This is a genomic window from Muricoccus harenae (assembly GCF_009848505.1).
In the GTDB taxonomy this organism is placed as follows: Bacteria; Pseudomonadota; Alphaproteobacteria; order Acetobacterales; family Acetobacteraceae; genus Roseomonas; species Roseomonas harenae.
The window spans coordinates 19601-41483 of sequence record NZ_WWDL01000040.1 but is presented as its reverse complement, the minus strand read 5'-3'; the positions used below and the strand labels follow the sequence as shown (position 1 = coordinate 41483).

20 protein-coding genes are annotated in these 21883 nt (G+C 68.6%); 10 read left to right on the top strand and 10 right to left on the bottom strand.

Annotation, left to right across the window (positions count from 1 at the left end; translation table 11 throughout):
- Positions 1–419 precede the first annotated feature (419 nt).
- Entirely contained in the window at positions 420–1079 is a 660-nt protein-coding gene (locus tag GSE44_RS22130; protein WP_159351013.1) for a TIGR02594 family protein, read from the top strand.
- Between the two features lie 26 nt (positions 1080–1105).
- The gene (locus GSE44_RS22125) at positions 1106–1561 is read left to right on the top strand and encodes a hypothetical protein (RefSeq protein ID WP_159351012.1); all 456 of its coding nucleotides are present in this window, start codon (positions 1106–1108) and stop codon (positions 1559–1561) included.
- Positions 1562–1778: 217 nt separating this feature from the next.
- Here GSE44_RS22125 and GSE44_RS22120 read toward each other — a convergent pair whose 3' ends face one another.
- On the bottom strand, positions 1779–3944 hold the full coding sequence (locus tag GSE44_RS22120; RefSeq protein WP_235925061.1) for a lytic transglycosylase domain-containing protein: 2166 nt from the start codon (positions 3942–3944) through the stop codon (positions 1779–1781).
- A 220-nt stretch (positions 3945–4164) separates the two neighbouring features.
- A complete protein-coding gene (locus tag GSE44_RS22115; protein ID WP_235925060.1) occupies positions 4165–4983 on the bottom strand; it encodes a uracil-DNA glycosylase in 819 nt (272 codons plus the stop codon).
- A gap of 166 nt (positions 4984–5149) precedes the next feature.
- On the opposite strand from GSE44_RS22115, the gene GSE44_RS22110 reads away from it, so the two are divergent.
- Positions 5150–6826, top strand: coding sequence for an electron transfer flavoprotein-ubiquinone oxidoreductase (locus tag GSE44_RS22110; protein ID WP_201306186.1), 1677 nt, complete (start codon positions 5150–5152; stop codon positions 6824–6826).
- 34 nt (positions 6827–6860) lie between these two features.
- Here the strand turns inward: GSE44_RS22110 and eutC are convergent, their stop codons facing one another.
- Genes eutC through GSE44_RS22095 form a run of 3 tightly spaced genes read right to left on the bottom strand, consistent with a single transcriptional unit; the run spans position 6861 to position 9446 of the window.
- Positions 6861–7640: an ethanolamine ammonia-lyase subunit EutC gene (gene eutC / locus GSE44_RS22105; protein WP_159351009.1), complete on the bottom strand. Its 780-nt coding sequence runs from the start codon at positions 7638–7640 to the stop codon at positions 6861–6863.
- Positions 7618–9018, bottom strand: coding sequence for an ethanolamine ammonia-lyase subunit EutB (locus GSE44_RS22100; RefSeq protein ID WP_159351008.1), 1401 nt, complete (start codon positions 9016–9018; stop codon positions 7618–7620). The genes eutC and GSE44_RS22100 overlap by 23 nt, the downstream gene beginning before the upstream one ends.
- A gap of 2 nt (positions 9019–9020) precedes the next feature.
- Entirely contained in the window at positions 9021–9446 is a 426-nt protein-coding gene (locus GSE44_RS22095; protein ID WP_159351007.1) for a MarR family winged helix-turn-helix transcriptional regulator, read from the bottom strand.
- A gap of 85 nt (positions 9447–9531) precedes the next feature.
- On the opposite strand from GSE44_RS22095, the gene GSE44_RS22090 reads away from it, so the two are divergent.
- The 7 genes from GSE44_RS22090 to GSE44_RS22060 all read left to right on the top strand — a co-directional run bounded on the left by GSE44_RS22090 (position 9532) and on the right by GSE44_RS22060 (position 17297).
- A complete protein-coding gene (locus GSE44_RS22090) occupies positions 9532–10578 on the top strand; it encodes a M29 family metallopeptidase (protein WP_159351006.1) in 1047 nt (348 codons plus the stop codon).
- Between the two features lie 61 nt (positions 10579–10639).
- Positions 10640–11407 carry an alpha/beta fold hydrolase gene (locus GSE44_RS22085; protein ID WP_159351005.1) on the top strand — a complete coding sequence of 256 codons (768 nt, stop codon included), beginning with the start codon at positions 10640–10642 and terminating at the stop codon, positions 11405–11407.
- Entirely contained in the window at positions 11407–12675 is a 1269-nt protein-coding gene (locus tag GSE44_RS22080; protein ID WP_159351004.1) for an acyl-CoA dehydrogenase family protein, read from the top strand. Before GSE44_RS22085 ends, GSE44_RS22080 begins: the two co-directional genes overlap by 1 nt.
- Before the next feature lie 4 nt (positions 12676–12679).
- Positions 12680–14152: a class I adenylate-forming enzyme family protein gene (locus tag GSE44_RS22075; protein ID WP_159351003.1), complete on the top strand. Its 1473-nt coding sequence runs from the start codon at positions 12680–12682 to the stop codon at positions 14150–14152.
- The gene (locus tag GSE44_RS22070) at positions 14149–15261 is read left to right on the top strand and encodes an NAD/NADP-dependent octopine/nopaline dehydrogenase family protein (RefSeq protein ID WP_159351002.1); all 1113 of its coding nucleotides are present in this window, start codon (positions 14149–14151) and stop codon (positions 15259–15261) included. Before GSE44_RS22075 ends, GSE44_RS22070 begins: the two co-directional genes overlap by 4 nt.
- On the top strand, positions 15248–16243 hold the full coding sequence (locus tag GSE44_RS22065) for a 3-hydroxybutyryl-CoA dehydrogenase (protein WP_159351001.1): 996 nt from the start codon (positions 15248–15250) through the stop codon (positions 16241–16243). Before GSE44_RS22070 ends, GSE44_RS22065 begins: the two co-directional genes overlap by 14 nt.
- A 76-nt stretch (positions 16244–16319) precedes the next feature.
- Entirely contained in the window at positions 16320–17297 is a 978-nt protein-coding gene (locus GSE44_RS22060) for a Bug family tripartite tricarboxylate transporter substrate binding protein (RefSeq protein ID WP_235925058.1), read from the top strand.
- 7 nt (positions 17298–17304) lie between these two features.
- Here GSE44_RS22060 and GSE44_RS22055 read toward each other — a convergent pair whose 3' ends face one another.
- From GSE44_RS22055 to GSE44_RS22035, 5 genes are all read right to left on the bottom strand, one after another.
- The gene (locus tag GSE44_RS22055; RefSeq protein WP_159351000.1) at positions 17305–18816 is read right to left on the bottom strand and encodes a protein adenylyltransferase SelO; all 1512 of its coding nucleotides are present in this window, start codon (positions 18814–18816) and stop codon (positions 17305–17307) included.
- Positions 18817–18866: 50 nt separating this feature from the next.
- Positions 18867–19256, bottom strand: a complete 390-nt coding sequence (locus GSE44_RS22050) for a winged helix-turn-helix domain-containing protein (protein WP_159350999.1) — start codon at positions 19254–19256, stop codon at positions 18867–18869.
- Between the two features lie 114 nt (positions 19257–19370).
- Positions 19371–20129, bottom strand: coding sequence for an ABC transporter ATP-binding protein (locus tag GSE44_RS22045; RefSeq protein WP_159350998.1), 759 nt, complete (start codon positions 20127–20129; stop codon positions 19371–19373).
- Positions 20122–20922, bottom strand: coding sequence for an ABC transporter permease (locus tag GSE44_RS22040; RefSeq protein WP_159350997.1), 801 nt, complete (start codon positions 20920–20922; stop codon positions 20122–20124). Before GSE44_RS22040 ends, GSE44_RS22045 begins: the two co-directional genes overlap by 8 nt.
- Complete coding sequence (locus tag GSE44_RS22035) at positions 20919–21872, bottom strand: ABC transporter substrate-binding protein (protein ID WP_159350996.1); 954 nt, start codon at positions 21870–21872, stop codon at positions 20919–20921. The genes GSE44_RS22040 and GSE44_RS22035 overlap by 4 nt, the downstream gene beginning before the upstream one ends.
- Positions 21873–21883 lie beyond the last annotated feature (11 nt).

Genomic DNA, 21883 nt, shown 5'->3' with positions numbered 1-21883 from the left:
CGTCACGTCCCATATTCGATCAGCACCGTCCGATGCCGCCTCATCGTCAGCCTCGTCCAATCCCTCCCACGCTGCCCCTGTTGCCTGCAGCAATCCAGAGGCCCCGCTTGGAAATGACACAGTAAGAATAGACGCCTGGACGGAAAACTTTGGAAACCAAATTGCGGGGCCCGGGGAGTGCGCCTCGTGTGACCAAGGAAGGCATCAAGAGTCGCGATATCGAGTAAAACCGGGCTTGTGCGGCAGATATCCAGGACGGGGCCTGCGCCGGTGCCATTAATGGTGCCGACGAAACCGCCTGTGCCGGACGCTTGTCGAGCCGTCCCTGCTGCTCTGCATAACGTGAAGCAAGGTTGCTTCCGTTTCACCAGGCCCCTGGATCAAGCTGTCTAGCGGGAGCGGGACGCAGGACAGTTGTCATGACGCAGGTCGAGAACGTCAGGAAACTCCAGCAAATGCTTAACTCGTGCCTCAGACCCTCTCCGGGCTTAAGTACCGACGGCATCATGGGGCCAAAAACGCGCGCTGCACTTGCTCGCTACAACCAGGCAAAAAGCCACCTTGGTGAAGAAAATAACTGCCGGCTGATCGTCGCCAACGGGGATTTGGCAGGCAAGGCCGGAGACGCGGAGGCCGGGAGCAGTGCCTGGATGTCTATCGCCGAAGCAGAACTTGGGACAGCTGAACTTCCCGGCGTCGCCCATAATCAGCGGATCATTGCCTACCACGCAGCTACCAGTTTAGCCGCCCAGACTGATGAGGTTCCATGGTGCGCCTCATTCATAAACTGGGTAATGCGAGAGGCCGGCTTCGCCGGAACAAACAGTGCATTGGCTAATAGCTGGTCAAGATGGGGCATGGCCTGTACGGCCAAATTCGGTGCTATCACGGTCATTAAGCGCAAAAACGCGACGAGCGATGCAGCCACAGGCTCGAGTACCGGTTTTCATGTAGGGTTTTTAGTCGAAAAAACGGCAACCCGGGTCCGATTGCTGGGAGGGAATCAGGGAGACATGGTTAAGCTCTCCAACTTTTCCCTGTCAGGCTATGAGGTGCGTGCCTATCGGTGGCCACAGTGACCCGGCCTGGACGCGGAGCCCTGGCGTTGATCGCCGGCATTTGGGCGTTCTGGACACCTGCCGCGCCCGTCGCTGCCAATGCGACGCCGATGAGCAGCGCCTCATTGACCAGTAACTATCAATCGGATTTTTCTGAATTTTGGATGGACTTCCGCAGAGCGCTCTTGTCTGCAGATGCAACGACATTGGAGCGGATGACCCGATTTCCGCTGAAAGTGCGCGGGGATCTTGATAGCGACCCTGTTCGTCACGTTGAGCGGCGGGAGCTTCAGATCATTTTCGACCGGGTGCTCACGGCAGATTCTGGCACCTCTGCGCGCGAGCGTATTTCCAACCGGCTGCTTGTGGAACGAACTGAATTCCTTGTGGGGACAGCACGAGGAGTGGCGGTTTCTGCAGACACTGCACGTGTCGGGCCCTTCTCCTTCAGGCGCGGCTCCAATGGGTGGCAATTAGAGCAAATTTATTTGGGCGGAGACTGATTGCTGCGACACGCGGGGTTCGTTTCCCGGCACAGCCCCGTCCCGCTTCCGTACGCAGAGGGAAACGGCAGGCGTAGCCAGAGGGAGGCGGCTCGGCAGTCAGCAGGAGCAGGCATGGGTTCTGCTCGGCTGCCCTTTTGCGCTCCGTGGCGGAGGAAGTGCCTTCGATGCAGGGGGATCGGGAGACGGGGCCTCCCAGGGCCACCGGCGCTACGCCCTACCGAGCCCCCCGGTTGCGCGCGACCAGACGCGCCAGTTCGTCCACGCCCAGGAAGCGCGGCGAGCTGCCGGCGGCCAGGGCGTCCAGGCTGGGGGAGGGCAGGCCGAGGCGGCTGGCATAGATCCAGGAATAGGCCAGAACGCGCTGCACATAGGCGCGTGTCTCCCCGATCGGGATGCTCTCGATGAAGAGGAAGGGGTCATCCCGATGCCGGTTGGTGGGCATCCAGCGCGCCAGGTTTCCGGGGCCGGCATTATAGGCGGCGAGCAGGCGGATCAGGTCGCCCTGTATGTTCTCCTGCCCCGCGAGGTGGAGCAGGTAGCGCTGGCCAAGCTCCAGGCTGTAGCCCGGGTCGTGCAGGCGGCGCTGGCCGGCCTCGCGCAGGCTCGAATCGCCCGTGATGTAGGCGGCGGTGGCGGGCATCACCTGCATCAGGCCGCGGGCCCCGGCGGGGGAGACGGCGCCGGGGTCGAAGTTCGATTCCTGGCGGGCCAGCCCATAGATCAGGGCGGGGTCCGCCCGCCAGCCGCCCTGCGGCTCCAGCCGCGGCACGGGAAAGCGGGCGTAGTCGCGCGGGCGCCCATCGGCGGCCTGCGCCTGGGAGGCGAGCATCGTCGCCAGCTCGGTCATGTCCGCCTCGGTGGCGGCAGCGAGCATGGCGCGCGCGAGGGACGGGTTGCCCTGGGCCACGGACCAGAGACGGCGCAACTCCGCCTCGGCCCGTGCCTTCTGGCCGATCTGGATCAGGGCGAGGGCACGCCAGCCCGCGGCGGTCTCGGCCAGGGCGGCAGCTTCGGCCTCGCCGGCCACCTCGCTTTCCCAGGCGAAGCCCGGGGGGAGACCGAGGGCGCGGCGGGCGACGAGCCCGTAGAAGGTGCGCGGCTCCTGTGCCGCCTGGAGCATCCAGGGCACATAGGCCTGCGGGCGCCGGGCGCGGACTGCGGCGCGCGCGGTCCAGAAGGCGGCGGCGGCGCGCAGCACGGCTGGCGCCGAATCGCTGCGGGCGGCCGCCTCGAAGAAGGGCAGCGCCGCCTCGTAGCGGGTCAGGCCCCAGGCGGAGAGGCCGGCGAGGAAGCTCGCCTGGGCCGGTGCCCCGGGAGCCCGGGCGGCGAGGGAGGCGACGCGGAAGGCCTCCCCGTCCCGTCCCGAGGTGAAGAGGGTAAGTGCCACATCCGTCTGGAGGGCCGCCGCATAGGCGGGAGTCATGCCGCGCGTATTGGCGATGTGGCGCAGCGCGTCCTGGATATCGCCGCGGCCCGCCATCTCCCGCACCGTGCGGTCCAGGGCGGGGTTTCGGGCCAGGGGGCGGGCGGCGGCGGCGGGCTCGCGCTCCTCCGGCGGAACTTCCTGGCCCGGGGGCGGGGGTTCCTCGGCGGCCTGGGTGCCCGGCAGGGGCGGCGGGGCGACGCCGCGTGGCAGGCGGGTGACCAGCAGGGCATGAAGCTGGGGTGCGTCCGGATGGTCCGCGTTGTCGGAGAGCCAGGCATTCAGCTCGGCCACGGTCGGCTCCACGCCGCCCACGCGCCAGCGGTCGGCCAGGACGTGGCCCATCAGGCGGCGGTCGTCGAGGCGCTCGGATTCTCGCATGGCCTGGGCCATGTCGCCGCGCCCCTGCAGCTCAAAGATCCGGCGCAGCCGGGCGGCATCGGATGGAGCCAGGGGCTGGGGCAGGGCCGCCGCCTGGGGTCGGGCGAAGCCGGCCAGCGGCGTACGGGCGAAGGAAAGGGCGATCTCCTGCGGCGTGTGCATCTCCAGCAGGCGGCTGGATGGGGCACCGGCGAGGGAAACGGGTTCCGGCGGATGCTCGGGAAGCCGGGCTATCCGGGCTGCGGGCTTCCGGCGATCCCGGCGCTCGGCGACACGGCTGGGCGCGCGGCCGGCGGATGCGGGACGGGCGGGAGCGGAGCGGGCGGTCTGGCGGGCGGCCTTACCTGGCTGCACGCGAGGCGCCTCGCGCCGGATGCCGCGCGAGGCCTTGGCGGGAGTCTTGGCCGTTGACCGCCGGGCCTGGGGCGCGGTGCGCCGCGTGGCTGGGCGAGGGGGCTCGCGCACGGCTTGTGCCCGCGTCGCGGCAGGGCGTGGCGCGTGGCTGGCCTGGCGCGGCTGGACCTGCTCGCGCCGTGAAGTGCTCTCCTGCACGCGATGTTGCGGGGCGGCCTGCACGACGGATCCGCAAAGGACCAGCGCCAACACCAGGACCACCCGCACCGCGCACGCTCGCCGGGGGGGACGGCGATCGAGCCCCAGGGGGGGGGAAGCTCGCATGGGGGGGCACCGTGTAAGGGGGTGCCCCCACCAGGGCAAGCGCCTGGAATATAGTCCGCGCTTATTTCGGGCGTGAATTGGCTAATTTGGGGAGCTAAGTTGCCTCTTCACGTTTCGTTCAGCTCTCCGGCGGTGTGTCCAGCGCCCGCCGAAGCAGGCGGAGGTCGGTCCAGGCATCGCGCTTCCCGACGGGCTGGCGGAGCAGATAGGCCGGATGGAGCGTGGCCAGTGTTGGGACCGGCCCCAGCCCAGGGACTTCCAATGAATGCCAGCGACCCCGCAGGCGGGTGATGCCCTCGCTTCGGCGGAGCAATGCCTTGGCCGCGGTACCGCCGAGCAGGACGATATGGCGGGGTCGTACCAGGGCCAGGTGGCGCAGCACGAAGGGGGTGAAGAGGCTCATCTCCGCATCCGTGGGGGTGCGGTTCCCCGGCGGGCGCCATGGCAGAATATTGGTGAGATAGGCGTTGCGCGCCCGTTCCACGCCGATGCTGGCGAGCATCCTGTCCAGCAGCTTGCCAGAGACGCCGACGAAGGGCTTGCCCTGGCGATCCTCATCGGCGCCGGGAGCCTCGCCGATCAGGACCAAGCCGGAGTCGGGGACGCCATCGGAAAGGACGAGGTTGCCCGCCGTTTCGCGCAGCGGGTGGTCCAGGGCGGCGAGGGCGGCGCGCAGGGCGTCGAGGCTGTCGGCGCCGGCCGCCAGTTCCCCGGCGCGCGCCGCGGCGGGGGCAAAGGCGGCAGCCGGGCTGGCGGGCGTGGCCGGGCGCGGCGCCACGGGGCGCGGTATCGCGGCCGGGGCCGGAGCGGCGGCCGCGGGCGCCCGGGGAAGGGTGCGGTCCTGCGGCGCCTCCTCGAGCGCCTCATCGGCGCCCCAGGCGATCTGCAGCTCCAGCGCGGCGAGCAGGGCCGCCGTCTCGGCCTCGCTGAGCTCCATGGGGAGGTCCATGGAAAGGGTATCGCGCCCCGGCCGGGCACTGCGCAATGGGGGGACGATGGGGGGCGCCATGGGCCGAAATGTGGATGACGGGTTACGCGATGGGAAAGGCGGGGCTACATCCCTGGCCGGATCAGGAGGAGCGCCCGTGTCCGAACGCGAGAGCATGGAATTCGACGTGCTGGTGGTGGGTGGCGGCCCCGCTGGGCTGGCGGCGGCCATCCGGCTGAAGCAGGTTTCACCCGATCTGACCGTCTGCCTCGTCGAGAAGGGTTCCGAGATCGGGGCCCATACGCTCTCAGGCGCGGTGCTCGAGCCCCGCGCGCTGGACGAGTTGTTTCCCGACTGGCGCGACGACCCGCCGGCGCTGTCGACCCCGGCCGGTGACGACCGCTTCATGCTGCTGACGGCGAAGCGGGCCTTCAAGCTGCCGACGCCGCCCAGCATGAACAACCACGGCAATTACATCGTGTCGCTGGGGAATGTCGCCCGCTGGCTGGGTGCAAAGGCCGAGGCGCTGGGAATCGAAATCTATCCGGGCTTCGCCGCCTCAGACCTCGTGATCGAGGATGGCGTGGTGAAGGGTGTCGTCGCCGGCGTGATGGGGATCACCAAGGAGGGCGAGGAAGGGCCGGACTACCAGCCCGGCATGGAGCTCCGCGCCACCTACACGATCTTTGCCGAGGGCTGCCGCGGGTCGCTGACCAAGCGGCTCTTCGACATCTACGACCTTCGGAAGGATTGCCAGCCGCAGACCTTCGGCCTCGGCATGAAGGAGCTGTGGGAGATCCCGAAGGAGAAGCACACGCCGGGGCTGGTGTGGCATTCCACGGGCTGGCCGCTGACCTCCGACACCTATGGTGGCTCCTGGCTCTATATGCTCGGGGAGAACCTGGTCTCCATCGGCTTCGTGGTGGGGCTGGACTACAAGAACCCCTGGCTTTCGCCCTTCGACGAGTTCCAGCGCTTCAAGACCCATCCGGCCGTAAGCAAGATGCTGGAGGGCGGCAAGCGCATCGCCTATGGCGCGCGTGCGCTGAACGAGGGCGGCGCGCAGTCCATCCCACGCCTCGTCTTCCCGGGCGGCATGCTGGTTGGCGACACGGCGGGCTTCCTGAACGTGCCGAAGATCAAGGGCACCCATACCGCGATGAAGAGCGGCATGGTGGCGGCCGAGGCAGTCGCCGCAGCCCTGGCGAAGGAAACCCGTCCGGAGGTGCTGGAGAGCTATCCCGAGGCCCTGCGCAAGTCCTGGGTGTGGGAGGAGCTGCACAGCGTGCGCAACATCCGCCCGGGCTTCGCGAAATACGGCTTCTGGGGCGGCATGGCGGCAGCGGCTCTCGACACCTATGTGTTCCGCGGCAAGGCGCCCTGGACCTGGGTTCACCATGCGGACCACGAGACGCTCAAGCCCGCATCCCAGGCCAAGCGCATTACCTATCCGAAGCCGGACGGGAAGCTCACCTTCGACCGCCTCTCCTCGGTGTTCCTATCGAACACCAATCATGAGGAGAACCAGCCGACGCATCTCGTGCTGAAGGAGCCGACGCGCTGGAAGGGCGTGAACTGGGACCAGTTCCGCAGCCCCGAAAGCCGCTATTGCCCCGCCGCCGTCTATGAGGCCGTGGGGCCGGAAGCCGAGCGCGAGCTGCGCGGCACGCCGGATGCGGAAGCGACGGGAGCGGGAGCGGAGGTCGAGGCTGGCGATGCCGCCGTGCGGCTGGTGATCAACGCGCAGAACTGCGTGCACTGCAAGACCTGCGACATCAAGGACCCGACGCAGAACATCGACTGGCGTACGCCGGAAGGCGGCGGCGGGCCGAACTACATCGGCGGGATGTGAGGCAAGGCCGGGGCGGGTTCCCCGGCCTTTTCTTTTACGTCGGCGGCGGAAGGCCGGCAGTGCTGGCGAGGGCGGCGGGATCGGCGTCGTCCTTCAGGCCTGTGCCCGTCAGCTTGCGCGCCAGTGCCTCCCGCATGAGCCAGACGAGCTTCGCCGCCGCAAGCTCCGGATCGAGCCCGCCGGCCGTGTGGATGTTGGAGATGCAGTTGCGCTCCGAATCCCGCCGGCCGACGCGCGGCGCATGGGTGAGATAGATGCCGAGGCTGTCCGGCACGCTGAGGCCCGGGCGTTCCCCGATCAGCATGACGGCCAGCCGGGCGCCGAGCCGCTCGCCGATCTCGTCGCCCAGCGCGACCCGGGCCTGGGTCGCGATGACGGCGGGGGCGATGCGCCAGCCGGGCAGCCGGGCCAGGCAGGCGCGAAAGACGGGGGCGGCGTGACGCTCCACGGCGTTGGCGGACAGGCCGTCAGCCAGGACGAAGGCGATGTCGAAGGGGCCATTCGGCAGCGTGCTTAGGCTTTTCGGATGCAGGCGCCGGCCGAGGTCAGGGCGGCGGAGATAGGTGCTGCGATCCGGTGCCGCGCTTCGGGCGTGCAGCACCGGATGCGGGCGCAGTGCCGCCTCCGGACCCGCCGCGTCCAACGGCGCGTGCACGGCGTCGCGCGCCAGGGCATGGGCCATCTGGAAGCCCAGTACTTCGCGCAGCGGCAGGGCATCGCCCGCCTGGCCGAGGCCGATCCGCGCGCGTGTTGTGGCGCGCAGCTGGGCCCAGGGGTCCTGGGCGGGCGTGTCAGCCACGGGCGCCCGCCTCATGCGCCAGCTGCATCAGGCGGGATGCGGCCAATTCCGGCGGGCGGATAGGGCCACCGGGGCGGGCGATGCCCATGCGGATTAGCCAATCCTCGAATTCCGGCGCGGGGCGCAGGCCGAGCATCGTCCGCAGCGCCAGGACGTCGTGGAAGGAGAGGCTCTGATAGTTAAGCATGATGTCGTCGGCGCCAGGCACGCAGATGAGAAAATGCACGCCCGCGGCGGCGAGGAGGGTCATCAGCCCGTCCATGTCGTCGCCATCAGCCTCGGCATGGTTGGTGTAGCAGACATCCACCCCCATCGGCAGGCCGAGCAGCTTGCCGCAGAAATGGTCTTCGAGCCCGGCGCGGATGATCTGCTTGCCGTCATAGAGATATTCGGAGCCGATGAAGCCCACCACCGTATTCACCAGCAGTGGGCGGAACGCACGGCAGACGGCATAGGCGCGTGCCTCCAGCGTCTGCTGGTCCACCCCGTGATGGGCCTCGGCGGACAGGGCACTGCCCTGGCCGGTTTCGAAATACATCACCTCGCCGGATGGACCGGCGCGCTTCAGGGACAGCGCCGCATCCCGCGCTTCCCGAAGGATGGCGAGGTCGACGCCGAAGCCGCGATTGGCACCTTCCGTGCCCGCCACCGATTGGAAGACAAGATCGACGGGGGCGCCGCGCTGCATGATCTCCATGGCGTTCGTCACATGCGTCAGCACGCAGGTCTGGGTGGGGATGTCGTATTGCCTGCGCAGACCATCCAGCATCTCCAGCAGGGCGATGCCATTGGGCACGCTGTCCGTGGCCGGATTCACGCCGATCACGGCATCGCCCGAGCCGTTCAGCAGCCCATCCAGCGTGTAGGCGGCGATGCCGCGCAGGTCGTCCGTCGGGTGGTTGGGCTGCAGCCGTGTCGCCAATCGGCCTTCCAGCCCGAGTGTGCTTCGGAAGGCGGTGACGACGCGCCGCTTGCGCTCGACCGCGATCAGGTCCTGGTTCCGCATGAGCTTCGAGGTGGCCGCCACCATCTCCGGTGTCAGCCCGGGCGAGATGGCGGCCAGGGCCACGGCATCCGCTTCATGCGAGAGCAGCCAGTCACGGAAGTCGCCCACCGTCAGATGCGCGATGCGTGCAAAGGCAGCTGCGTCATGCGTGTCGAGGATGAGGCGCGTGACTTCATCCGCCTCATAGGGGACCACGGCTTCCGACAGAAACGCGCGGAGCGGCAGGTCGGCCAGGGCGAAGCGGGCGGCTACGCGCTGCGCGTCGCTGGTGGCGGCGATCCCGGCCAGGTCATCGCCGGAGCGGCGGGGCGAGGCGGCGGCGAGGAGTTGGGCGAGGCCTTCGAAGCGGTACTGTTCTCCTCCTGCGATGGCGGTCCAACATCCCATGCTCAGCCTTCCTCCCCGATCAGCAGGTGCAGGGCGCGCAGGATCACGGCGCGCTCGGCCTCGTCGAAAGGTGCCAGCCGCGCGCGCTGATGGGCCTGGGCGGCGGCGAGCACCGGCTTCACCCGCGCGCGGCCCTTGGGGGTGATGTGGATCAGCACGCGGCGCCGATCCTCGGCAGTGGCCTTCCGGCGGACCAACCCCTCCGCCTCCATACGGTCGAGCACCTTGGTCATGCTGGGCTGCTTCATCAGGGCCATTCCGGCCAGCTGCCCCACCCCCAGCCCGTCCGCATCCGTCAGGCAGGCAAGGACGCGCCATTCCGGCACGGATAGGTCCCAATTCTTGAGCGCGGCATGGAAGCTGGAGGAAACCTCATGGCTCGCGCGGGCCAGCAGATAGGGCAGGTAGGTCTCGGTAAATCCTGCCACGGGCGGATTATATCCCTTTTCATGCATCTTGACCGGGACCCCCGATCCGCGTCCGAATGACACCGGACGGACAGGGGCGGCAAGGATGTTTGCGGACCGCATCGAGCACAAGTGGATCGAAGCCTTCACCGAGATCCTGGCGAAATGCGCCGTGAAGCCGGGGGAGGCGGTGGCCATCCTCTCCGAGACGCAGTCGCGTGCGCTGAACGTTCATTTGGCGGAACTGGCCCTGCTGCGGCTGGGTGCCCGGCCATTCCATCTCGTGCTGCCCACTGGACGCAACCCCTATCCCGTACCCGTGCGCTCGACCGGCGCCAGTGAGGCGATCGGCGGGCTGGAGCCAGTGGTGGGGGCGCTGGGCGCCAGCGGGCTAGTGGTGGACCTGACGGTGCAGGGATTGATGCATGCGCGGGAGACCGCGGCCATCCTGAAGGCCGGGGCGCGCATCCTCTCCATCTCCAACGAACATCCCGAGGCACTGGAGCGGATGCGTCCGGACGATGCCCTGGCGGCCAGGGTGAAGGCCGCGACGAAGATGTTGCGCGGATCGAAGCGCATGAGCGTCCGCTCGGCGGCCGGCACGGCATTGGAGATCGAGATGGCGGGCGCGGCTACCGTGGGCGTCTGGGGTTGGACGGACCGGCCCGGGACGCTGGCGCACTGGCCCGGTGGGCTGGTGGTGAGCTTCCCCGCCGCCGGCACGGTGAACGGCACGCTGGTGCTGGACACCGGCGACATCAACCTGACCTTCCAGCGCTACCTGGCCGCCCCGATCCGCCTGACGATCGAAAATGACTATGTCACCGCCATCGAGGGCAGCGGTCCGGATGCCGAGATGATGCGCCAGTCCTTCGCTGCCTGGGGCGACAAGGAAGCCTACGCTGTTTCCCATGTCGGCTTCGGCATGAACCCGGCGGCCCGCTACGAGGCGCTGTCCATGTATGGGAAGCGGGACACCAACGGCACGGAACTGCGCGCCGTCTCCGGCAACTTCCTGTTCTCCACCGGGGCGAATGAGTTCGCCGGACGTTATACTCCTGGGCATTTCGACATTCCCGTCATGGGCACGGACATTCTGGTGGATGGAGTGCCGGTGGTCGTGAAGGGCGCGTTGCAGGACATGTTTGGATAATTTGCTGCTGGACAGAAATATTCCTTTTCATATGATTGGCGCGGCGCAGGAGACGGCTGGCATGGCGGATGCGACGGCGATCGTGATGCTGCATGGGATCGGCGCCGATTCCCGGCTCTGGCGGCCGCAGCGCGCGTCCTTCTCCGCGCGGGGCTACCGGCCCGTGCCGCTGGACTTTCCGGGCTATGGAAACCGCCCCCCAGTGGGTGCGATGGATTTCGAGGGACTGGCCGCCGATGTGGAATCGGCGATTGCCAGACAAGGTCTGGAGCGGCCCGTGCTGCTCGGTCATTCCATGGGCGGCATGGTGGCGCAAACCCTGCTGCGGCGCCGGCCGGATGCCTATGCCGCCGCCATTCTCTGCGCCACTAGCCCTGCCTTCGGGAACCCCTCGGGCGAGTTCCAGCAGAAGTTCGTGGCGGCGCGGCTGAAACCGCTGGATGAGGGCTTGTCGCTCGCGGATATCGCGGAGGACACGCTGGCGAAGCTCGTCGGGCCGCGGGGTGTGGGTCCGGCCTGGCGGGCGCTTGCCGTTGAGGCGCTGGGTGCCACGCCAGCCACCACCTTCCGCGCGGCAGTGCATTGCCTCGTTACCTTCGACGAGCGCGCGAGCCTGGGCGCCATCCGGATCCCGACGCTCTGCCTTGCCGGGGAGGCGGATAGCAATGCTCCCGCCCCGGTGATGGAGCGCATGGCCGGCAAGATTCCCGGCGCGGAGTATGTCTGCCTGTCCGGTGTCGGGCACATGCCGCAGATCGAGGCTCCGGGTGAATTCGATGCGGCCGTCCTGGAATTCCTGGACCGCCATCTCACAGGGAAGGATCGGTGATGGACACCCTGCCCGCCGACATGATCCAGGACGAACCCATCTTCGCGCCGGAGGCCTTCAATCTCACGCCACAGCAGGCGGAGCTGACCGCCCGCGCGCGGCGCTTCGGCAAGGCCGTGCTGGCGCCTCGTGCCGCGGAATACGATCGGGAGGCGCGCTTTCCCATCGAGAACTTCCGCGACATGCACGGGGAAGGCCTGCTCCGCATCTGCGTGCCGGAGGTGGATGGCGGCGAGGGGGCGGATTTCACCACCTATTGCCTGACGGCCGCCGAACTGGGCCGCTATTGCGGCGCCACGGCGCTGTCCTGGAACATGCATGTCTGCTCCACCCTCTGGTCCGGGCTGCTGTCCGAAGACCTGGAGATGAGCGAGGCCGACCGTGCCGCGCATCGCGCGCGCCGGTCAAAGCATTACCAGCGCATCGTACAGGACGGCGCCATCTACTCGCAGCCCTTCTCCGAAGGCGGCGCGGCGGCGGCCGGCGCGATCGCCTTCGGCACCGAGGCGCGTCCGGTTGAAGGCGGCTATGTCATCAACGGGAAGAAGATCTTCGCCAGCCTCTCCGGCTCCGCGGATTACTACGGCATCCTCTGCACGGAGCGCGCGGGGGAAGAGGCGGCCAGCCGCCGCAACACGCTTTACCTCGCAGTGCCGGCCAATGCGCCGGGTGTTTCGGTGGTGGGGGATTGGGATCCGCTGGGCATGCGCGGCACCGTTTCCCGCACACTGCTGCTGAAGGACGTGTTCGTCCCGGAGGACGCCATGCTCATGCCGCGCGGCGTCTACTTCCAGGCCGCCGGCCGTTGGCCGCACATGTTCATGACGCTGACGCCCACCTATATGGGCCTCGCCCAGGCGGCCTATGACTTCACGGTCTCCTATCTGCGCGGCGAGCTGCCGGGCATGCCGCCGGTGAAGCGCCGCATGTTCCCCACCAAGCAGATCGCGGTGGCGGAGATGCGGGTGATGCTGGAGCAGACCAAGGCGCTCTGGTTCCAGGCTGTGCGCGAGGCGCGTGCCGATCCTACGCGGGAACAGGTGCAGCGCGCCTATGCCGCGCAGCACACGGTGATGGAGAACGCCAATGCCATCGCCACCAAGGCCATCCGCACCTGCGGCGGCCAGGCGATGCTGAAGAGCCTGCCTTTGGAGCGTATCTACCGCGACAGCCGCTGCGGCTCCCTGATGCTGCCCTGGACCGCCGAGATCTGCCTGGATCGTCTGGGTCGCGACACACTCTACAAGCCAGGCGAGAAGGACGACTGAGCGGGTGACGAACCTCGCCAGCTTCATCGACCGCAACGCCGCCTTCGGGCCGGCGAAGGTGGCGATCCGCTTCGAGGGTGTGTCCATCACCTATGCCGGTTTCGCGGAGGAGATCGGACGGGCGGCACATCTGCTGCGCACAGGTTACGGCGTCCAGGCGGGCGATCGCGTCGCGGTGCTGGCGGCCAATGGGCCGACCTATCTCTCGCTTCTCTATGCCTGCGCGCGGCTGGGCGTGATCCTGCTTCCGCTGAACTGGCGGCTCGCTGCGGCCGAGCTGGGCTATATTCTGCGCCATGCGGAGCCGCGCGTCGCCTTTGCCGAGGCGGAATTCCTGGACGCCTTGCGCGAGGCCGCGCCCGGCCTCCCCACCGCACCCTTCGAAATCCCGGAAGGCGAGTCCGATGCCGAAGGCCCGGGCACGCTCGATGATCCCGTGCTGCTCGTCTACACCTCCGGCACGACAGGCCGGCCGAAGGGCGCGTTGCTCCGGCAGGAGGCGCTGTTCCACAATGCGGTGATGAGCCACCACATGCATCGCATGGGGGCGGAGGACCACATCCTCTCGGTGCTGCCCTTCTTCCATGTGGGCGGGCTCAACATCCAGACCACGCCAGCGCTGCAGGCCGGCGCCACCGTCACCATCCATTCCCGCTTCCAGCCCGATGCGGTGCTGGCCGCGATCATGCAGGACCGGCCGAGCCTCACCCTGCTGGTTCCCGCCACTATCCGCGCCCTGTTGGCGGCACCGGGCTGGGCAGAGGCCGACCTCTCCTCGCTGCGGGCCATCAGCACGGGTTCGGAGCCGGTCCATCGGGCGGTGACCGATGCCGTGATGTCGCGGGGCGTGCCGCTGCTGCAGGTCTATGGCGCGACGGAAAGCTGCCCGATCGCGATCTACACCCGTCTGGGCGGCGACCTCTCGCGCGGCACCTCCACCGGCCTGCCAGGCTTGCTTTGCGAGGCACGGATCGCCGATGACGCGGGGCGTGACTGCCCCCATGGCATCGCTGGCGAGGTGCTGCTGCGCGGCCGCAACCTGTTCTGCGGCTATTGGCGGGACGAGGCGGCAACGCGCGCCTGCATGGAGAATGGCTGGTATCGCACCGGCGACATCGGCACGCGCGATGCGGACGGCTATTTCCACGTGCATGACCGCCGCAAGAACATGATCATTTCGGGCGGCGAGAACATCTATCCGGCCGAGGTGGAGCGCGTGCTGCTGGAGCACCCCGCCATTGCCGAGGCCGCCGTGCTCGGCGCACCGGACCCGAAATGGCAGGAAGTGCCGGTCGCCTTCCTCGTGCTGCGCGCCGGCATGGTGCTGGAGGAGGCGGCAGTGCGCGCGCATGTCTCGGCGCAGCTGGCCCGCTTCAAGGTGCCGCGCCGCGTCATCTTCACCGATGCCTTGCCCCGCACGGCACTGGGCAAGGTGCGGCATTTCGAGCTTCGTCCCCTGATCGGAACCACAGCATGACGCCACCTGCCCGAAGGCTCCGTATCACCGTGCTCGGCGGCGGCAACGGCTCATTCGCCGCCGCCGGCGACATGGCCCTTGCCGGGCATGAAGTGCGGCTGTGGCGCCGCGACGCGGCGGCGGTGGAGGCGCATCGGGCGGCGGGCGGCACCATCGCCGTGAAGGACGCACAGGGCATGCGGGAGGCGCGGCTCGCCCTTGTCACCACCGACATGGCGGAGGCGGTGGATGGCGCCGATCTGATCCTCTGCCCCGCGCCCGCCACGGCGCAGCAGGATATCGCGCGAGCGCTGGCGCCATGCCTCGCAGATGGTCAGGTGGTATTCCTGCCGCCAGGCACGCTCGGCACGGTGCTGATGGCCCGGGTGCTGCATGATTCGGGCCGCAATCCGAAGGTGGCCTTCGCCGAGACCGGCACGCTCCCTTGGCTGGCGCGCAAGCACGGGCCCTTCCAGGTCGCCATCACCGTTCGCGCGAAGCGCCTGCCCGTCGGTGTTTTCCCGCTGGACCGTGCGGAGATGGCGCTGGATGTGATCGGCGCCGCCTTCCCGGGCGTGATCGAGCCTTGCGGCGACGCCCTGTCCGGCGCGCTGATGAACGCGGGCGCCATCATCCATCCGCCGCTGATCATTATGAATGCCGGTCCGCTCGAACACTTCGAGAAATGGGACATCCACAACGAGGGCACCGTCCCTGCCATCCGCCGCACCACTGATGCGCTGGATGCCGAGCGCGTGGCGGTGCGCGAGGCGCTGGGCTATGGCGCGCCGCATTTCCCGCTCGCCCATCACTACGCCAAGGAAGGCGAGGAATGGATGTATGGCCGCGCCTCGCATGACCGCCTGACCGAATCGGGGGACTGGCGGGAGCGGATCATCCTCACCGAGCACCGCTACATGATGGAGGACCTGCGCCTCGGCCTATCCCTCATCATTTCGGCGGCCGGCCTGGCGGGGGTGGATGTGCCGCTCGCGCGCGCCTTTTCGGCCATCGGTGCCGCCATCCGCGGCCAAACACCTGACCATGCCGGGCGCACCCTGGCGGATGCCGGCCTGGGCGCGCTGAATCGCGGCGGGATCGACAGAGTGCTGCGCCATGGCTTCGCCTGACCGCGCGACCGTTGCCTGCCTCGGGGCAGGGCGAATGGGGCGCGGAATTGCCGTGCAATTCGCCTATGCCGGGCATGAGGTGGTGCTGCTCGACGCCAAGCCGCGTGCGCCGGAAGCTTTCGATGTGTTGCGACGCGAGGCGCTGGCCGAGATCGGCGATGCGCTGCGCACCCTGGGCGAGCTGGGCCTGTTCGATCCGGCCCTGGCAGACACCCTTCTGGCGCGCGTTCGCGTCGCGCCGGATGCGGAGGCGGCGGCCGTGCTGCCAGAGGCCGGGGTCGTCTTCGAAGGCGTCCCCGAGATCCTCGACCTCAAGCGCGACATCCTGGCCCGTGCCTCCGCGCTGATGGCGCCGGATGCGATCCTGGCCTCCACCACCTCGACCATCCTGGTGGATGACCTTTCCCCGGCTGTGATGGGGCCTGAGCGCTTCCTGAACGCGCATTGGCTCAACCCGGCCTATATCATCCCCCTGGTGGAGGTCTCGCCCGGGCGCGGGACGGCGCCGGAGGTCCTGGCGCGGCTGAATGCCGTGCTGGAAGCCGTCGGCAAGGTGCCCGTGACCTGCGCGGCCAGCCCCGGCTTCATCGTGCCGCGCATCCAGGCACTGGCGATGAACGAGGCAGCCCGCATGGTCGAGGAAGGCGTCGCCAGCGCCGAGGATATCGACAAGGCCGTGAAATACGGCTTCGGCTTCCGCTTCGGCGTGCTGGGGATGCTGGAGTTCATCGACTGGGGCGGCGGCGACATCCTCTACCACGCCAGCCGCTATCTCACCGGCGCGCTGGGGCATGAACGCTACCGCGCGCCGGAGATCGTGGAACGGAACATGCGCGAAGGCCGGATTGGGCTTCGCACGGGGCAGGGTTTCCTGGATCATGCCGGCCAGGACATCGATTCCTATCGGCGGCGGCGCCTCGGCGCCCTTGTCGATCGACTGCGGGCCGAAGGGCTCGCCAAGCCACCCGTGCTGCCGGACTGAACTGGCGCGGAACGAAGACTAGGGACGAAGCGAGGCAGCACGGCGGCACTCACGGTATCTAGGCGGAGGCTGCTGCATGTTCGGTCGAAGGGATTTGGCCCGTCTGGCGCTCGGCGCCGGGGGCGTGGCGTTGTCATCCCGTGCGCAGGCGCAGGGCAGCTGGCCCGACCGCCCGCTGCGCTGGGTGGTCGGCTATGCACCGGGCGGCGCGAGCGACGTCTTCGCGCGCATGATGGCGCGCCAGATGACGCCGGCGCTGGGACAGTCCATCGTGGTGGAGAACCGTCCGAGCGGCGGCGCCATCGTCGCGACCGAGACGGTGATCCGTGCGCCGGCGGATGGCTACAGCCTGCTGCATGTCGATAATGGCGTGCTGGTCTACAACCCGGCGCTCTACGCCAGGCTTCCCTTCGATCCGGACAAGGACCTGACGAGCGTGGGCTTCATCGGGCGCTTCCCGATGCTGCTCGTCGTGCGGCAGGACAGTCCCTTCAAGGATTTCGCGGCGCTGCTGGCGGCGGCGAAGGCGAAGGCGGTCACCTATGGCACGCCCGCCGTGGCCTCGCCGCACCAGCTGACGATGGAGGTGGTGAAGCGGCGCTCCGGAATGGATGCGACGCATGTTCCCTACCGTGGCACGCCTGCCACGCTGAACGGCGTGCTCGACGGCTCGGTGGATTGTGCGGTCCTGGATGCCAGCAGCGCCCTGCCTTCGATCAAGGGTGCCCGCATCCGCGCGCTGCTAGTGGCGGGCGACCGGCGTGCGGCCAGCCTGCCGGATGTGCCCACGGCGATCGAGCTCGGCTATCCAAATACCGTTGCCTATGGCTGGCAGGGCGTCTGCGTCGCGACCGGCACCTCGCCCGCCATCGTCTCGCGGCTGAACACGATGATGCGGGCGGCGGTGGAAAGCCCGGAGATGTCCCGGCACATGCAGGAGATGGGCGTGGAGGCCGTGCCCCACAGCGCCGCCCAGATGGCCGAGTTCGTGAAGGCGGAGAACGCCACCTGGCGCCCGCTCATCCAGGAACTCGGCATCCGCCTGGACGGCTGAGCGCCGTTCAGGTGCCGCAGAAGGTCATGTAGGGCATCTCGGCCGGGGTGGGCGGTTCGTCCGCTCCCGGCTGGTCCTCATAGGGGCGGGACAGGCTGTCCAGCAGCGCCTCGAAGGGGGCCAGATCGTCGCGCTGCATCGCCGCCTCCAGCGCCGCCTCCACCAGGTGGTTGCGTGGGATAACGGCGGGGTTCACCGCTCGCATGGCGGCGGCCCGCGCCGCCGGATCGCCTTCCTCAGCCAACCGGGCCCGCCAGCGGGGGGCCCAGGCGTCATAGGCCGCAGGATCGGTGAAGAGGCTGCGCACCCGCGTATCGGCGGCCTCATCCTCTGCGGCGCTGCAGAGGCGGCGGAAGGTGAGGGTGAAATCAGCGCCATTCTCCGCCATCGCCTTCAGCAGGTCACCAGCCAGGGCTGCGTCGCCCATGCGGTCCCCCGAAAGGCCGATCTTGGTGCGCAGCCCGCCGATATAGGGGCCCTCGAAGGCGGGAGCGAAGCTGGCCAGCACCTCGTTGGCGACGGCCAGCGCCGCTTCCTCCGTTTCTCCGAGCAGGGGCAGCGCCGCTTCCGCCAGCCTTGCCAGGTTCCACTGCATGATGCGCGGCTGGTTGCCATAGGCGTAGCGGCCCATCTGATCGATGGAGCTGAACACCGTGGCCGCGTCATAGGCGTCCATGAAGGCGCAGGGGCCGTAATCGATCGTCTCGCCGGAGATGGAGGTGTTGTCGGTGTTCATCACGCCATGGATGAAGCCGATCAACATCCACTGGGCGACCAGCGCGGCCTGCCGCGCCACCACGCCTTCGAGGAAGGCGCGGTAAGGGTTCGCCGCCTGGGCCGCCTCGGGGTAATGGCGCGCAATGGCGTGGTCGGCGAGGATCCGCAGAGCTTCGACATCCCCGCGTGCGGCGAAGAACTGGAAGGTACCGACGCGGATATGGCTGGAAGCCACGCGGGTCAGCACGGCGCCCGGCAGGGGCGTTTCGCGCATGACTGGCTGGCCGGTGGCGACGGCGGCAAGGGCGCGGGTGGTCGGGATGCCAAGCGCGGCCATCGCCTCGCTGACCAGGTATTCGCGCAGCACCGGGCCGAAGGCGGCGCGGCCATCGCCACCCCGGGAGAAGGGGGTACGGCCGGAGCCCTTGAGCTGGATGTCGAAGCGCTTGTCGTCGGGCGCCACCACCTCGCCCAGCAGGATGGCACGGCCATCGCCAAGCTGGGGCACGAAATTGCCGAACTGGTGCCCGGCATAGGCGGTGGCGATGGGCTCCGCCCCTTCCGGCACGCGGTTGCCGGCGAGGATGGCGGCCCCCTCCGGCGTGGCGAGGGCAGCAGGGTCGAGGCCAAGCCGCTCCGCCAGCGCCGTGTTCAGCTTCAGCAGGCGCGGCGCGGCGACCGGGGTGGGGTCCAGCCGCGCGTAGAAGCGGTCGGGCAGGCGCGCATAGGAGTTGTCGAATGTGAAGCGGATTGCTCCACCCTCGCGGGCCGCCTCAAGCGTGCCGGAGTCCGAAATGCTCATGCCCGGCAGATCGATGCCCGGCCGTCCCGAAACAAGGCCCAGGCCATCGCTTAGGCGTGAGGACCACCGCTGGCGGCGGCCAGGGTCGCGAGGCGCTCCGCGGCGCTGGCGTTGGATTCGGCCTCGATGGCGCGATAAGCCTGCACCACTGCTTCGCCCAGGGCCGTCAGCCGTGCCCCGCCACCGCCCGCGCCACCGGCCGCCGTTTCCGCGACCGGCCGGCCCAACCCACTGTTCAGCGCCTCCACCAACTCCCAGGCGCGGCGATAGGACATGCCGAGGGCACGCCCCGCCGCTGAGATGGAGCCTGCCCGGCCGATCTCCTCCAGCAGGCGCACCTTGCCCGGCCCGATCCGCAGCCCGCCGCCGAGATCCAGGCGGATGCTGAGGCGCGGCCCGGCTTCGTCGCTCGGTCGGGATGCACGCTTCGCGGGGGGCATGGCCGGAACCAATCACGCGGCGCCGGGCCCCGCAACCGCCGCTGTCTTGAGGCGGGGTCCGGCATGGGCCTTCCCACCCTGGCCGGGGGGCCAGGGGCGACGCCCCTGGGGCCATCAGTGATGACTTCCGAGCATCCCCGAAAACCGCCGCCGCAGCGCATTGAACTCCGGTGATGTCGGGTCCCGCGGCCGGGCGAGCGGCACTGTCTCATCCGACACAATCCGCCCCGGCCCCGGCGACATGACCACGATCCGGTCCGCCAGCAGGATCGCCTCCTCGATGGCATGGGTGACGAAGAGGACGGTCAGCTTGTTCGCCGCCCAGATCTCCAGAAGCTCGGCCTGAAGGTTCTCGCGGGTCATGGCGTCCAGAGCGCCGAACGGCTCGTCCATCAGGACGACCTCTGCGTCATTCGCCAGCACGCGGGCGATGGCGACGCGCTGCTTCATGCCGCCGGAAAGCTGGTGCGGATAGGCATCGCGGAAGCGGTCGAGCCCCACCATGGCGGTGAAGCGATCGGCCGTCTTCGCCACCTCGGCCTTGCCGGCACCGCGTGCGGCGGGACCGAAGCCGATGTTCTGGGAGACGGTGAGCCAGGGGAAGAGGCCGTAATCCTGGAACACCATGCCGCGCTCCGGCCCTGGGCCGGAAACGGGCTTGTCCCACATCTTCAGCCTTCCTTCGGTGGCTGTCTCGAAGCCTGCGATCATCCGCAGCAAGGTCGACTTGCCGCAGCCCGAAGGACCGATGAGGCAGATGAATTCCCCCTTGCGGATGGTCAGGTCCGCCGAAGCGAGGGCGGTGACGGTGCTGCCCTGGAAGGCGAAGTTCTTCGTCACCTCCTCGATGGAGAGGATGGGCAGTTCAGCCATGTTGGGGGCTCCAGCGCAGCAGGTGCTGGCCGATGAGTTGGACAATACGGTCCGAGAGGAAACCGAGGACGCCGATCACGATCATGCCCGCGATGACGATGTCGGTGCGCGAGAGCTGGCGGGCTTCCATGATGATGGCGCCGAGGCCGGTCTGCACACCCGTCATCTCGCCCACCACGATCACCACCCAGGCGAAGCCGAGGCCCAGGCGCAGGCCGGTGAAGATGGAGGGAAGGGAGGCCGGCAGCACCACCTTCCAGAACAGCGCCTGACGGGAGACGCCCAGCATCTGCGCCGCCTCGAAGAGCCGCGGCTCCACGTTGCGGACGCCGAAGATCGTGTTCAGCAGGATCGGGAAGAAGGCGCCCAGGAAAACCAGGAAGAAGGCCGAGCGCGGACCGAGGCCGAAGACGATCATGGAGAGCGGCAGCCAGGCCGTGACGGGCACGGGCCGCAGGATCTGCAGGAAGGGATCGAGCAGTTCCCGCACGACCCGGACGCGCCCGATCAGCATCCCCAGCGGCAGGGCCACCAGCGCGGCGAGGGCGAAGCCGCCATAGACGCGGACGAGGCTGGCCAGGATGTGGGTGAGGAGGGTGGCGCTGAAGGCATCCTCCCACACGCCGCCGAAGGCGAGGTCCCAGAGCTGGACCGCGACCTCGGCGGGCGGGGGGATCAGGCTGTAAGGGCGGCCGGATGTCACCAGGTGCCAGGCGAGCAGCCCCGCCAGGGGCACCAGGATGGCGAGCACCGCCTGGCGCGCGGAGGCCGCGCGCCCGGTCAGCGTCGTCATGCGGCGGAGCGGGCCAGTTCGTCGGAGAAGCGCGTGTCGAAGAAGGTGGCGAAATCCGGCGCCGCGCGGATCTGGCGTAGCGACAGCATGTGCTCCGCATAGGTCCTCGAGGCCTGGATCATGGCCGGCGTCATCTGCCAGTTCAGGTCGACGTTCTTGATGCTGATCTCCAGCGCGTCGCGCCGCATGCCGAGCTTCTGGACCGCCATCTCGATCGTCTCATTGGGGTTGGCCATGCCGTATTCGCTCGCCTGGCGGTGCACCTTCAGCATGGTTCGCACCAGTTCCGGCCTGTTCTTCACCGTATCCGCATGGGCGGCGAAAATCATGTTCAGCGCCCCCATCGGCGTGGAATAGGGGTATTCCAGCAGCTTGCCAGCACCGCTGGAGATGCTGACGCCCGGGCCGGGCTCGGCACCGACATAGGCGTCGATGTCGCCACGGGCGAGCATGATCGGCATCTCGCTGAAGGACACGCGCACGGATTGCACGTCCCGGATGGTCATGCCCTCCATCCGCAGGCGCTCGAGGAAGAAGACCTCCTGGGTGGAGCCCGGCCAGACGCCGACGCGCTTGCCGCGCAGCTCGGAGAACCTGGTCATGTTCTGGCTGGTCTGGGCGATGATCGCCATTCCCTTGTCGCAGCAGGAGCCGACCACCACCACCGGCTCGCGTGCGGCGGCACCGAGGATGCCGGCCGCGATGCCGAAGGCGCCGAAATCGACGGAGCCGGTGACGACGGCGTTCTTGCCCTCGGTCGGGCTCTCGAAGGGGATCACCTCCACCTTCATGCCGGCCGGCATGAAGCGCTCGTAGAAATGCGGGGAGATGGAGTGGATGAGCTTGAGCGCGCCCATCTTCACCGTGGTGCCCTGGGCGCGGGCGACGAAGGGGGCGGCCACGAGGCCGGTGCTGATCCCGGCCAGCAGGGTGCGGCGATGCGTCGGCATGGAAGGGTTCC

Coding starts and splice junctions, on each gene's coding strand:
- GSE44_RS22035 (WP_159350996.1), bottom strand. CDS start 21,872: ATGCCGACGCATCGCCGCACCCTGCTGGCCGGGATCAGCACCGGCCTC.
- GSE44_RS22130 (WP_159351013.1), top strand. CDS start 420: ATGACGCAGGTCGAGAACGTCAGGAAACTCCAGCAAATGCTTAACTCG.
- GSE44_RS22065 (WP_159351001.1), top strand. CDS start 15,248: ATGGCTTCGCCTGACCGCGCGACCGTTGCCTGCCTCGGGGCAGGGCGA.
- GSE44_RS22045 (WP_159350998.1), bottom strand. CDS start 20,129: ATGGCTGAACTGCCCATCCTCTCCATCGAGGAGGTGACGAAGAACTTC.
- GSE44_RS22085 (WP_159351005.1), top strand. CDS start 10,640: ATGGCGGATGCGACGGCGATCGTGATGCTGCATGGGATCGGCGCCGAT.
- GSE44_RS22040 (WP_159350997.1), bottom strand. CDS start 20,922: ATGACGACGCTGACCGGGCGCGCGGCCTCCGCGCGCCAGGCGGTGCTC.
- GSE44_RS22050 (WP_159350999.1), bottom strand. CDS start 19,256: ATGCCCCCCGCGAAGCGTGCATCCCGACCGAGCGACGAAGCCGGGCCG.
- GSE44_RS22070 (WP_159351002.1), top strand. CDS start 14,149: ATGACGCCACCTGCCCGAAGGCTCCGTATCACCGTGCTCGGCGGCGGC.
- GSE44_RS22100 (WP_159351008.1), bottom strand. CDS start 9,018: ATGGGATGTTGGACCGCCATCGCAGGAGGAGAACAGTACCGCTTCGAA.
- GSE44_RS22090 (WP_159351006.1), top strand. CDS start 9,532: ATGTTTGCGGACCGCATCGAGCACAAGTGGATCGAAGCCTTCACCGAG.
- GSE44_RS22060 (WP_235925058.1), top strand. CDS start 16,320: ATGTTCGGTCGAAGGGATTTGGCCCGTCTGGCGCTCGGCGCCGGGGGC.
- GSE44_RS22115 (WP_235925060.1), bottom strand. CDS start 4,983: ATGGAGCTCAGCGAGGCCGAGACGGCGGCCCTGCTCGCCGCGCTGGAG.
- GSE44_RS22110 (WP_201306186.1), top strand. CDS start 5,150: ATGGAATTCGACGTGCTGGTGGTGGGTGGCGGCCCCGCTGGGCTGGCG.
- eutC (WP_159351009.1), bottom strand. CDS start 7,640: ATGAGGCGGGCGCCCGTGGCTGACACGCCCGCCCAGGACCCCTGGGCC.
- GSE44_RS22055 (WP_159351000.1), bottom strand. CDS start 18,816: ATGAGCATTTCGGACTCCGGCACGCTTGAGGCGGCCCGCGAGGGTGGA.
- GSE44_RS22080 (WP_159351004.1), top strand. CDS start 11,407: ATGGACACCCTGCCCGCCGACATGATCCAGGACGAACCCATCTTCGCG.